Raw genomic sequence first — 13,397 nt, 5'->3', positions numbered from 1 at the left:
ATTGAATTACAAATAATACTCATAAAGAGCCAACTTCTGCTTTACGTACTCATCATCTGGCCTTAGTTTTAAAGCATATTTGAAATAGGCTCTTGCCCGTTCGTAATCCTTTTTTTGGTCGTACGCTTGACCAAGTTTTTTCACAACAGCCCAAATTCCTGGAGTCTCTCGATTAATTTGTTCTAGAATTTGAATACTTTTTTCTTCCTGTCCGCACACCCCATAACATAGTGCTAATTTATAACGATAATCTAAATTTCCTGGTTCTTTTTGATACAATTCTTCATATAAGCGTAGCGCTTCCTCGTACTTTTTCATTGCTAAGAAAATTCTTGCTTTTAGATTTTTTACAGCTGTAGCAAAACTTGCTTTGCGTATATCCTCAATTGTAATTTCTTCAATATTTTCAATTTGCCGCAATGCCTCAAATAATCGGTCTGTTTTGTAATATACGTATGCCAGTTGCAATAAGATTTCTGGCATTGTATTTCCATTTGTAATTTCTGTCGTCAAAATTTTTTCCGCTAATGTAAATTTTTTGAGTTTACAATTCAACATTGCTAATTCTAACGGATCTTGTTTGTTTGCTAATGTTGCACGAGGAATAAACTTTTCAACTTGTTGCTGTTTGAAATGTTCCTCTACCGCTTTTTTAAATTCGGCGCGGAAATCGGTAACCGACTGATATCGTATTTCCGGATTTCTCTCTAACGCCTTCATGATTACCTTTTCCATCGAAGGTGTAATACTATCGTTCAATTCTCTTGGTTTTGGAAAAGGAACGTTATGAATCACGTTAAAATATGTGTCATGTGGGGTTCTTCCTGTTAACAATTGATATAGCAAAACCCCTAAAGAATAAATGTCAGAATTTAAATATCGCGTTTGCGAATGGAGAACTTCAGGAGCAATATAAGCAAATGTTCCTGCACCATCAATTGTTTTTACGAAAACATCTTCAATCAATCGACTCGTTCCAAAGTCCGTTAATTTTACAGTAGTTTCATTTATTAAAATATTGTCAGGTTTGATATCTCCATGCGCTATGCGTAGGGAGTGCATAAATTCAACACCATTTAGTACTTGATCAAAAATATCAAACATTTTTTGAAATGTCCGTGGATGACTGATTCCCTCTTCACTTAACTCTTGTGAGAGGGGCTTCCCATCAAACAGTTCCATTTCAATGATAAAATAACCGTCTACTCTTCCCATCCAATAAATATTGATAATATTTTCATGGAAAACGCCAATAAAACGTTTTCCTTCCTCTAATGCTGCGTCACCACGTTCTTGACTTTTTGGGATTTTTAACGCGACGATTTCTTCGTCTTCACAGCGAATGGCTTTCCATACATATCCGTATGACCCTTCTCCTATCATTTCTTGCAAAATATATTTATCCCCGATATTCATATCCTTTTTTGGTTGAATGGAATAACGCTTACGCACCATAATTGTTACCTCACTTGAATCCATTCATTTATGGTGAGATTTTCCTTCGTTCCGCTTGCTACTGCTTGAAAAACGAGATAATCGGTAACAAACGAATTAATCCCTGGAATAAAGCGACCGTTAGGTAACGTAAACCCTTCATCAAAAATACTAATGTATTTATCGATATTTTTCGGAATAGTCCCGCTGTAAGACCAGTAGACAAAAAGAATCAATGGTAAATCGCCACCAAGTTGATGATATGCTAATAATAAATTTTCAATCTTCTCTCTTAGTTTATCATGCTTGCCCTTTGAATTTTCAAATCGTTCAAACTCTGAAACAAGAATGGGCTTTACGTCTTGTTGACGATACCATACAGAATCCGGCCGAACTTCTCGAGTAATGCTATGACCATATTGTTGGTTAATTGGATAAACAGGGCATTCAGATAAAGCTGTTATTCCTTGAATATGTCTGCCGATTTCCGTAATATAATTCAGTCCTGCAGAATGAACAGTTTCGGAATAATCTCGAATACCATGAACGGAAAGCATCGGAAAAAGTGAATTACGAATTTTTCCAGTCTTAAATTCTTCAATAATTATTGCCTTTAATTGCTCTTTATCCACCGAATACGCCCCATTCTTTGACAACTTCCGGAGATTGACCACCATGAACTAACGCTTTTGTTCCAACTTTCACTAATAGTGGAGCTGGAATCGAACGCCCCGTAATTAACGCTTCTCCTGTAGATAAAGACGGGAGTTCATCAATATCGGCTTTCGTTAACATATCGGACGTTTTCGTAATGAAACGTTGATCATCTGGATTTTTTAGACGCATAGTAATAATCGTGTTGCATTGCGATGTGACATCTGCATCCAATTTCGAAGGACGTTGTGAAACGATGGCAAAACCTACCCCGAATTTACGGCCTTCTGCGGCAATTTTTTTAATAATTTTTTTCGAAATCGTTGGTGTACCTGCTGGAGCGTAGTTATGACCTTCTTCATATACAAGGAAACAAGGACGAATCGGGCGTTGTTTATCTGCCGCTGCACGCATAATTTCACTGGATACAAGAGCCGTGACAATTTGCTTTGCATCGTCTGACAATCCTTGCAAATCAATAATGATTAATCGTCCATATTTTTCGTTCATTTCTCCAATTAATTTATAAATATCCGTTGGCTCACCGATCGCTTTCGTATAAAAGCTTCGCGCTTCGTTAATGACGCGATTCAATTTCATCGAAGCCACCGCTGCACTTCTGCCGCTTAAAGCTCTTGCTTCTGCTTCCGTTATTTCATCCCAATTCCGTAACTCTTCTAAATCGCCTGAAAGCAACTCACGCAAATCTTTAATATCACGGGGCGGATGTGGGTATTTGTATTTCCAATAACGAATCGCTACATCGAGTACTCGTTGTTGAGGTTCTGTTAAACCAGGCAAGATTTCTTCAAAATCATCCATTTCAAAACGGTCAAATTGCAACGCGAGATGTTTATTCTTACCAGCATATTTATAATCAAACTCTTCCATTTGTGGCGTATACACATGAATGCCGCCTCCTGCCGCTTGTAAAGCACGGAAACGTTCTTGAATAAATAAAATGCTTTCCCGCTCTTTTTCATCTTCAATATGATCAAGGTTGGTATTGAAATGAATATCCCCTTTTTCAAATGCCTTTCCATACTCACCATGCGTATCAAACACAACAACGGTTCCATTCATTTGCGCCACTAGTCGTTCGATGATACGACCGACCGTATAAGACTTTCCTGAACCCGTCATCGCCAAAACCGCTAAATGCTCTGTCACTAATTTATTGACGTCCAAGTAAACAGGAACAATATTTTCTCCACGTTCATAGCCGATTAAGTTGCCAATCGCAATGCTTTTATTTTCATCAAATTGATAAAACTTAGAAAGAAATTCATAATCAACACCATATACTTTACTTCCCGGATCTAACGGGCGACGTGGAATGCGAATTTGTCCTGTGGCTGGTTCCTTGTAACCGACAAGGTCAATGGAAGCAAATAGTGTCTCCCCAGTCATTTGTGTTCCGGGTAATAATTCGATCGAATTCAATCCTTCTCCAAGATCGCTGTTATATAAAATATTGCTGCGAGAAATAGAGGTAATCCTCCCAAGAACATATGTCGGTTCTTCATCTGGACGTTCTTGATGCAAAATTTTCACAAATTCACCACGACGTGCGGAAAAGCTATCTTGAAGCACCATTTTTAAATCATTCGGGTTTCCGGTATTCCCAATTAGTTTACCGATATATTTTTCTTGACTCATCATTCATCCTCCCCGAAAAAGTCTACTTCTTCGGTCCAAACATTTTCTACTTCTTCCTTTTTAATCATTTCGCGTGCCTGTGTTTTAAAATAATGAAGAATGGCACCACTTCGAATTGGTTTTAGAGCGTACTCGGCATACCAAAGCGGCAGTGGAAGTGCTTTTGGCTGATCCACTGTAAAAAGGGAAACAATATAGGATGCTAATTCATTAATGGCCTTTGAATCCCAATCTTTGTTACTCCCTATCATTTCTGCAAGTAAAGGCATTGTTCTCATCCCGGCTCGTAAATGAAAGTTGATTAGTCCAAGCTCTCTTACTTTTACCGGCTCTAGCCGATTGTCCGAAGTTAAAATATCATATTGATAAGCTGCCGTTCTCGTTCGACGCGTTAAAATACCGTGGAGTAATTTTTTTACACCTACTTTTTTAATCTTATAAAAAGACTCCTCAATATCTTGTAATTTAGAAAAATGAATCGTGTCAATGATATATTTTTCTCGTTCTACAGCTGTTAGCCCGTAAAAGATGGAACCAAACCGTTTCGTACTAAGAGAGACTAATTGAATTCCATGAGGATTAAACGGGTACATTTTATCTTGATACATAGACCAAAATCGTTCTATTCGTTCTTTACATTGCTCATAATCTTTCAATAACTGTTCATGTGATTCTAACGGTGCATCGGAACGTTCTAACAATAATGGTGTATCAACGATTACCATTTGCGGCGGAATAGATTCTTGCACCATTTCTTCTAACAAATCATACATTTGCGTAATATGAATGAATTTTAGTTTTTTAGTAACATCGATATCATCGGCTTCGTCAATGTCAACGAGGCTGTCTTGAAATGTTTCGTACACAGAGCCTTCCTCTATATATAAATCTTGACGAACGGCACCAGCACTATATAAAATACCACCAAATGCGGGTATTGTTTTGCTTGCTGTTGCAATCCCCGATACCCGAATCGTCAGTGGCGATTTTTTTTCAATGGGACGAATGACACCGCTGTTACGAAGCTTCGGAGCAATGTGATCAATAAAACGCATTTTCGCGCTTAATTTCGTAACAGTACTTGGTAACCCTAACTGGATTTTCGCTACTAGACTATTGGCAATCACGGTGTCCTGTTTCATTTTACCATTCTCCATCATCGTTCCTCCGCTTTATGATTTCTCTCACAAATGCCCGATAACCATTTTCCTTAATATACTGTTGCCCTTTCTCAGTGATGGTTCCGTCTGAATGGATATAATGTAAATTTGCGAGCTCAGCAAAAGCACTTTTCACCTCATTTTCACGTACTTCCAAATAGAAAAACTTTTGAATTAACGGAACGAGCTGTTGTTGTTCTATAACGTCGGCTGCTGAGAGAAGAAGTAAATAGTGATGAACGGGCTTAAAAATCACTTGTTTTTCTTCCCTAATTTCATTTTTTGTATCTCTTTCATTACTGTGCAATAACGATTGAAATAGACGTTGGCATATTTCGCGTTGCTCAAGCAACCGGTAATCAAGAAGCGGCAATGTTGTGATAGTAATGCATCCGCTACTTGTATCGTAGTAAAAGTCAACGGCAACGGTTTGTTTAGTCGGTAATTGAATTTTGGGAGTTAAATTAGTCGCTATTTCTTCGCGCACCGGAATTCCTTCATATGTGCATTCATTCATTTCTTTAATGGAAATCGAGTCATTCATCTGCAATAATGAAGAAATATCTAAATTAAAATACGGGGGGAAAACCATTAACTGGTTCCCCCAGAATTTTGCCCATTGAATTAGGTTTAAACGATCGCTTTCTGACATTTTTAAAAGAATGATAGCGGGAATAACGCAAACCCCTGACCGTAACTCTCCAACAGCTTTCTCTTCGATATCAAACCATTCGCGCAACATTTTATACTCTGTCCGTCTTGAGAATGGTTTTAAAATCTGTAGGCTCGACATTAGAGAACCTCCACTTTTGTCCGAATTAACCCAATTTGCTCAAGCTCTTCCTTTTCTTTTTGATAATTGGCCCAGTCTAACTCTCCTTTGCGGGCAACAACTTCTTTATAAAACTCAAATTGCACAAATTGAGCATGATCAGCAAAAAATTGATGTGCATATGTTTCTAATTCTTTCATTTCCGCTTCTACTTTTTCTATTGTTTCTTCGTATGTTGCTTCTTGAATTGGTGCACTTAAGTCCGGTTGGTATGGCGGTTTATGTTGCAGGCGGAAAAGACGGTTCACAGCATCAATTAATAAGTCATCATAGAGCTGATTCCGCTTTTTCCTAGTTATATTATCAACATTTGTGATTTGAGCTCTTAAATCCGTCATATCGTTTTTGTGTTCTTTCAACAGCTTTTCCGTTTCATCTATCAGTGTCATTGGATTTCCTTTTTTTGCAATACAAATATCATCAACCGCTTCTTCGAAACCAGATTCTAAAAATACGGTTAACTTGTCAAATAGTGTGGAAAGCTCAGCAATCCCTACCTCACTTTTCACATCAGCATTACTATTTTCATAATAAGCAATCCATTTCTCAACTTTCGGCTTCGATTCTACAAAAAGGTCTACCATTTGTACAAATTTATCTTTCAAATCGTAATAACGCCCAATGATACCGCTTCTTTCTTTCCACTCAACCTTTGTTTGATCGACTTTCTTTAAGCCTATTTGAGAAATAATGATATTTAAACGGTCAATCGCTTCCTTATAATTCCCTAACGATAAATGATGCGCAAGTGTTTCTTTATTGGATACCATTGTTCGCAATTGTGAAGATTTGACATGATTCATCGCATTTTCAATTTCGTTTTTATATAATTCAAGCACATACGTAAACGGTGAAATTGGTATATAGTAACCTTTATACTCGTTTGTGTTTTTCATTTCCTCTACTTTCTCGTGAATTTTTGCGAGAATATCCTTTTGAATCGTTGATACATACTCATGGAACTGTTGCACAAGCTTAAGCTTTTGCCAAATTGGCATATCATTCCGGTCAAATGTGATATTCGCGAAGTTACGCTCGTTTGGTTGGAGCGTATTCCATTTTTCCTCATCAAAGATGAAATTACATTCGTCATGAAATTGTTGCAAATAACTTAATTGCTCTTTCCAAATAGCGAGATGATTGTTTGTATGAACATGCAATAGTTTTAAGTCGATCTTACGTAATGCTTCATCAATTTTCTCTAAGTCTCCATGGCGTTTGTATCGTTTCAATAGTTCGATGCGAGCTTGATCAAACGTTTCTTTGAATTCGTCCACTAGTTGATCATATTCTTTCTCATACCATTGTTTAATTTTATCTCGTTTTGCTTCTAACATATGGGACGTGACATTTTCAACGTGATTGTTATTGATCCGTACAATTTTTAGCGCTTGCAAGAATGTCATCCATTGTTCAACGATTTTTGGTGGTTTAATCACATCAACAGAACTAAAGAAAAACGCTTCTTCAATCTCTTTATATGTTACACGACGATTTCCAATAAACGACATTAAAGAAGCAAATGTAGCTGGAATTTGCACTTCATATTGATCATTTTCGTTATTTTGAATAAACAAGCCTGTATCGCGATAACCTTCCTTATCTAATTTAGCCGGAACTTTCGTTGCTTTTAAAGCATGTTGAAAGCGAGTAAAATCTTCGCTGTCTGTAAATTTTACGTCTTGTTTTGCCCCTAGTTCAGCAATTGTTGCATCGTGAATAATCATTTTCGCATATCCTTCTGCTAATAATGGAATAGAGTCTTCCTCTGATTTCGTAAAAACGATTGGGCGTAACACATATCCTTCTTTATCGACCTGTTCAAACCAGGTTCGTGCTACCCTTGCAATTTCATCTGTAATCGCACGAATTTTTGCGCGGAATGGCTGCGTTAATTGATGAGCTGACTTGCGGATATCCATCATCTCACGTTCAACCGATAACGCTTCTAATACTTTCTTCTGCGAATTCGTCACTTGGAAAAAGAGCAAGCAACGGCCAAGACGCTCATACTTTCGTTTTATATCATCGATTTCTGTTTCCGCATCAGCGGTCGGTGCTAAAATGATAATCGGGTGATTTCCGCTATCTAGTAATTTGCTATCAACAAGATCGTGCAAGGAAGCTAGTTTGCTAGCCCAAATAATGTCGACGATTTTTTTTGGATGAACCCCTAAATATAAATGGTTTGTCACCTTTATACGGAGCCCGCATTTATTTCCTTTTATCTGAATCGTTTGCACTTCTGGATAGTCTTGCTCAATCGCTCTTGTAAAACCAAGAAGAAGACGTTGAATTTCTCCGTCTTTATCATATTGTTTCGCCAACTCATTTAAATGTTGTTGAAGTTGTTGATCTTTTTCTTCATTTAATAAATAGTTCGCAATACCTGTTTTGACAGCATAGCGACGATTTAACCGCTCAAGGAACGCAAAGTTTGGGCCAATATATGTTTCGAGTAGTTCTGTTTTCATTCGTTGCTCGAGATACGTATATAAAAGCTCCGCTGCTTCAACGACTTCGTCTTTCGGATAAAGCATGCGTACTTGCGCTAAAAACGTTTCCCGTTCCTTTCCGACAATAAAAGTCCCTTTAGGAGCATTAATCGAGAATGTTTCGAGACTCCGTAACAGTACATCTAAACTAAATGATTCACCTGTCGTTTCATTTACGAATAAATGATCTGATTCGGCTTTATATTTGTTTTTCACAAGATAAAAACCTAAATCATTTTTCGTAAGCGGCAAAGCGACAAACTCTTTAAATAATGGTATGCCTTCAATATGTTTCGCTGATAATAAAATTTGTTGTTCTTCCGCACTATAATAATCTTTCGGATACGGCAGTTGCCGTAATAACGCTTTTTTTACAAACGGAATATGCGCTGGCTTTGTATTAATGTAATCTAGTTGCGAATGATCGATTAAACTTTCTTTAAAACGCGGCACTGAATAAGCCAAATCTTGTAAAATCTCACCAGTTTCCTTATCTGGATGCTTCTCAAGATATTGATCACAATGGGCCATAATCACATTTAACCAGCCGAAGTTTCCGGCGGCAATCGTGTAAGCTGCTTCAACAAGACCTGCAGGATATTTACGTAATTTTCCACTTTGTTGTAACGATGCGACATAATCGCTAATATCTGCATAGGAGTTTTGATTGATTTCTAATTTATCTAAACGACGGGCCAACGCCTCGAGTGCTTTAATTTGATCGCCAATTGCCGGTGAACAAAGCAACAAGAAAGAGACATTTGGATGGCGAGTGCGGCTATCTTCATGTTTAATCGCTGATGTGATCACTTTAATCGCATCACCGTCTAATTTCTTTTTCCGCTCTTCGCTTTGCTCTTGAATCCCATCCATAAATAATTCGTACTCGGATTCTACTTCATCGACAATAACCATTAAATGCTCAATGCCAAACTGCTTTAAGTAAGCTAAACCGTTTTGGACAAGTTGATCAAGCTGATCAATATGTTGTAGTAAATCATTTGTTTCATGCCGCCCTAACTCAATCGCCTCAGCCAATTTCTCTGGTGAAAAACCAAGCGGGAGAAAATGATCTTGAATATGTTTCACAATCGAACCTTGAATCGTGCGGGCAGGTTGTTGTTCCGCTAATTTTGCTAGCGCTACATACGCCCCATAACCGACCCAGTTTTCCCCATAAAGAAGATCCTCATGCATTTGTTCATAGCGAATATAAATAGGTAAAATGCCGTCAGCGAAATCTGGCTTTAATAACCGGACTTTTTGCAGTTGACCTGATTGGTCACGAATCGTCCATCCTTTATCAATTCCAAGCGCTTCGCTCACTAATTCATAAGCAATACGCGATTTACCAATCCCCCATTTGGCAATCAATGTAAAAACTCGTGCCATTGGCGCTGACTTTAAATCTTGTAAATACTCTTTAAACGCCTCATAAAATTCACACTGACCGACCATTGGCTGCTGAACCGGAAATGTGGAAACCCCATCTTTTAACCAGACAGATTTGCTCATCTTTTCAACCCCTTTATCGCTGGAATTCAAGTTTTAATAATTGGTATTCTCGTTTACCTAAATAACCTCTTCCATGTCTTGGCTGGCCTGATTCATAATCAGCAATATAAAACAAACCTTCACGAATACCTTTTGTCATATAATAATCGACAAAGCGCGCAAGCCCTTGTTCCCACGTTGGATAAAAACGCTCCATCAGCTTACGAAGCAACGGTTCAATTGCAACAAAACCGCGATCATCCTTCTCTTCGTTCACTTTTTTCTTTAACCATTCGATTTCTGATATACTCTGAACGTTCGTCAATGAAAATAAAGAATGTGAACCGATATGTTCCAACACCTTTTCTTTATTTAAAATGATGATTCCTACATCTGCTTCAATAAACCAGTCTAAATAGGCAAATAATTGCATCGGCGCACGCATAAACGAAGAAATATTTGTTTTTGCCGGCTCTTTGCCGCTTGAGCCAACAAACATCCAATCTTCATCCAATTTAATTTCTTCTTCAGCAAGAATATTACGCCAATCGTTCCCTAACGCTTCATTTTTAAAAGCATGAAGAAGAAAATTCATATCATTAAGCTCTGGATTCCTTGAAAACGGATGATACGCAACATCAGCAAATCGCAATGTCCACTTGCTTAGCTGTTCGATCGATTGACCGTTTGTTTCAAAAAAACCATCATTCAACAATAAATGCATGATGACTCTTGTTCTTGGCGAATATCGTAATAGTTGTTTTGCAAGCAACAATTCCCATCCTTGTTGTTGTTCGTACGCAGCTACGAGTTCATTCGCTTCCTCTGTACGAATCAAATATCCATCATCTGTTCGTGTTAGAAAATGGACACCTTTAATTTCAAAATTACGTGAATTTTTCACGTACTCATAACCATGTAGTCCAAATAATTCTTTGGAACGGTCTAGTTTTTTATCTTTTTCTTCCACATCTTTTCCTAAGTATAATTTTGCGATTTCCTTGATTGAACGCGCTTCGGTTTTCTCCGGAATGCGCGATAACAACTCACACCATCTTTCAAAATTTCCTGGCTCAATCCAAAATCGTTCAATCGATAGTTTTATTTGTTTCATCCTCTGTCCCTCAATTCATCAATCCACTGTTCGATCCGTTGGCGGAGCTGTTTGCTGCCTGCCATCAGCGGAATAAACAAACTTGTATTGTATAACTCATCTTCAATATGGCTCGGAATGCGATATTCTTCATCGACAATCGTTAAAAAACCGCGATCATGTAAATAGTGGAATATCGTTTCTAAACGAGCGATCTCGTTTGGAAATAGTTGATAGTTGTTCACTTTACAAAACTCCAAAACGAAATCGTTGATCGTTCCGTATCGATATTCTTGATTTTTTGACGACATTAAAATAACGTCAACTTCGTCGTTCACCGCATGAAACCGAATGGTTGTCATCCCTTGCGCCTCCGTCTGTTCGCGGACAACGCAACAAAGGAAAATAAATAGGTTCCAAGGATGTGCGAAAATATGTTTGAATAACGGATTCTTTAATGAAATATTTGGCTCATGCGGCGCTAATACCGCAAGAGGCTGATCCTTTAACGGCGATAACTGCAAGTTAGCAGCTATTTTTCTCCCTTTTGCCCATTGTTCATCAATTTTTTTACCGAGCGGTTCATCTTGTTCAACCGCTTCTTGTTGATACTGTTGAATATGGGCTAAATAATAAATAATGCGCTGATAATACGGCGCTCCGTTAAAAATAAAATGATTGCGTTCACGAAAAAGAGGCTCGACTTCCTTTACATGATGTTCTAAAGCTTCCGTTTCGTACCGCTCACCATGTTTCAATTCATCTAATATTTTTACGATTTCCCCTGCAAACTTTGGCATTTTATGAACGAAATCAACAATTCCGTCAGTATCTTCTGCCTCACGCATTTTTAATACCGTTAACAAGGATGTTTTCAACAAGTATTGTTGATACAACTCATCAAAGCAAAACAATGTATGAAGGAAATCAGTTTGATTCGGAAACCGCTTCACAAACGCAATCCAATTGTTCGTGATCACTGCTTTTTTCTCATGCACATATAAAAGACCTTTTCTAACAAACGGCTCAAGCTCAGCGACATAAGCCGTTTCACCGTAGTGATACAGCTTCTCTAAATGACTATGTAACCTTTTCAACTCCAACGCATTCACCTCCTAGAAAAGAAGGAGTGCCCTTACACTCCTTCGGAAATTTTCGACTCATCGAACTTGCCTTCGATCAGGTCTTCGACGTCCTGTTTGGCTTCGATGATAAGATGTTTTGATTCGTAAATATGTTTAATATAATTTAAAATTCTATCAGCAATCTCTTTTTGCTTGCTCATCTCAATAATAGGTATTTTTAAACTTTCGATAGCTGGTTTTGTAGTATTTGGTCTTACTGAAGCATAAGAAATTGTTTGTTCAATTTGTAGTTGCATAATTTTACTCTCATATAACAATGCTAAATAGCCAGGAAGAACTTTATTTGTATCTTTTAATGAAATTTTTAAGCAGAATGACGGGAATAAATAACCATCAAATTCCTTTGAAACATAAGCAACTTTTCCAGTTGTGTCCCCTAATTGAACCATCAAAATATCATTTTCCCTAACAAAATGCCTATCTTTAATTTTCTCATTTACGGGAATATGCTTTATGTCACTTGAATCAATTAATAAATTTCCAGGCATATTTGTTATTCGAATAATAGGAATTCCCGAATCAACTTCTGTATAATCTTCTTGAGGCATATATCCATACTCAACATCTGCTATTTTTTTGGTTATTACATACTCAAATTGGGAAATAAATTTATCCAATATTGTATACTTAGCTTTATAATAATAAGCATCTATTCTTTCGGTAAGTGCTGTTTCTTCTACCCAGTTATATTTTTTGTTTTGCTCCATTAAAAGATGTTCTAGTTCTTTTATACGTAATTCATTAAATAGAATTTCTTCAGCCTCTTCCTTCAACCGCTTTGCTTCTTCCCGTAACTCTTCCGCTTTTCGGATTTTATTACCGATATATGTTTGGATTTTCCGTGCAGGTAACGGAACCAGGAATTCACTAAAATCAGCTAAATTAACCCTAGGAGATGTAAAACTTTTTCCTAATCTCCTATAAAGTTTATTTCCAGTAGGACTGTTAATATATGCACACACATAATATGGGTCTACTTCTTTTTTTAATTGTACTTTAGCAATTGCGTGATTTATATTACACCCCACATAATCCTTAGATACTACAGCAGCATTACCAAAATATTGACCAATTCTAGTTATTAATAAATCGCCTTGCTCCAACCAACTTTTTCTATATTTGTTATGAAACTCGGGTTCAATAAATTTTTTATCCGACAAATCGAAACCAGCATTTTTTATATTTTGTGATCTTAAAAATAAGACACCATTATCTACAAAAGTATATCCATCATGAGGACCATCAGTAATTTTATTTGAGATATCCAATAAAGTTTTAAGAGGTAGTTCGGAATTAAATAATCTTCGTAAATTTTCTATATCCTCTTTTTTATAAAAACTACTATCAATTCTATCTATAATTAAAGTAGGGTGGACCCATCCGGATTTTGCAGTATAGCTATTCATTTTTTCCACCTTCTCTATTTTACTC

The 13,397-nt window shown here is 37.2% G+C and carries 9 protein-coding genes; all 9 read right to left on the bottom strand.

Going from position 1 to position 13,397, the window contains the following annotated elements; genetic code table 11:
* Nucleotides 1-6: 6 nt before the first annotated feature.
* Genes B9L23_RS09060 through B9L23_RS09020 form a run of 9 tightly spaced genes read right to left on the bottom strand, consistent with a single transcriptional unit; the run spans nucleotide 7 to nucleotide 13,372 of the window.
* A complete protein-coding gene (locus B9L23_RS09060; protein ID WP_089097420.1) occupies nucleotides 7-1,455 on the bottom strand; it encodes a protein kinase domain-containing protein in 1,449 nt (482 codons plus the stop codon).
* A 5-nt stretch (nucleotides 1,456-1,460) separates the two neighbouring features.
* Entirely contained in the window at nucleotides 1,461-2,066 is a 606-nt protein-coding gene (locus tag B9L23_RS09055) for a hypothetical protein (protein ID WP_089097419.1), read from the bottom strand.
* Entirely contained in the window at nucleotides 2,059-3,747 is a 1,689-nt protein-coding gene (locus B9L23_RS09050) for a helicase HerA domain-containing protein (protein ID WP_044746806.1), read from the bottom strand. Before B9L23_RS09050 ends, B9L23_RS09055 begins: the two co-directional genes overlap by 8 nt.
* On the bottom strand, nucleotides 3,747-4,904 hold the full coding sequence (locus B9L23_RS09045) for a hypothetical protein (RefSeq protein WP_211278801.1): 1,158 nt from the start codon (nucleotides 4,902-4,904) through the stop codon (nucleotides 3,747-3,749). The genes B9L23_RS09050 and B9L23_RS09045 overlap by 1 nt, the downstream gene beginning before the upstream one ends.
* Nucleotides 4,891-5,700, bottom strand: a complete 810-nt coding sequence (locus tag B9L23_RS09040) for a hypothetical protein (RefSeq protein WP_089097418.1) — start codon at nucleotides 5,698-5,700, stop codon at nucleotides 4,891-4,893. The genes B9L23_RS09045 and B9L23_RS09040 overlap by 14 nt, the downstream gene beginning before the upstream one ends.
* Nucleotides 5,700-9,749, bottom strand: coding sequence for a hypothetical protein (locus B9L23_RS09035; protein ID WP_089097417.1), 4,050 nt, complete (start codon nucleotides 9,747-9,749; stop codon nucleotides 5,700-5,702). Before B9L23_RS09035 ends, B9L23_RS09040 begins: the two co-directional genes overlap by 1 nt.
* 13 nt (nucleotides 9,750-9,762) lie before the next feature.
* Nucleotides 9,763-10,842, bottom strand: a complete 1,080-nt coding sequence (locus B9L23_RS09030; RefSeq protein ID WP_089097416.1) for a hypothetical protein — start codon at nucleotides 10,840-10,842, stop codon at nucleotides 9,763-9,765.
* A complete protein-coding gene (locus B9L23_RS09025) occupies nucleotides 10,839-11,924 on the bottom strand; it encodes a hypothetical protein (RefSeq protein ID WP_089097415.1) in 1,086 nt (361 codons plus the stop codon). Before B9L23_RS09025 ends, B9L23_RS09030 begins: the two co-directional genes overlap by 4 nt.
* A 32-nt stretch (nucleotides 11,925-11,956) precedes the next feature.
* Nucleotides 11,957-13,372 carry a restriction endonuclease subunit S gene (locus tag B9L23_RS09020; protein WP_089097414.1) on the bottom strand — a complete coding sequence of 472 codons (1,416 nt, stop codon included), beginning with the start codon at nucleotides 13,370-13,372 and terminating at the stop codon, nucleotides 11,957-11,959.
* Nucleotides 13,373-13,397 lie beyond the last annotated feature (25 nt).

The sequence above is a fragment of the Parageobacillus galactosidasius genome (assembly GCF_002217735.1).
Taxonomy (GTDB): Bacteria; Bacillota; Bacilli; order Bacillales; family Anoxybacillaceae; genus Parageobacillus_B; species Parageobacillus_B toebii.
This window is presented reverse-complemented; position numbering and strand designations above follow the sequence as displayed.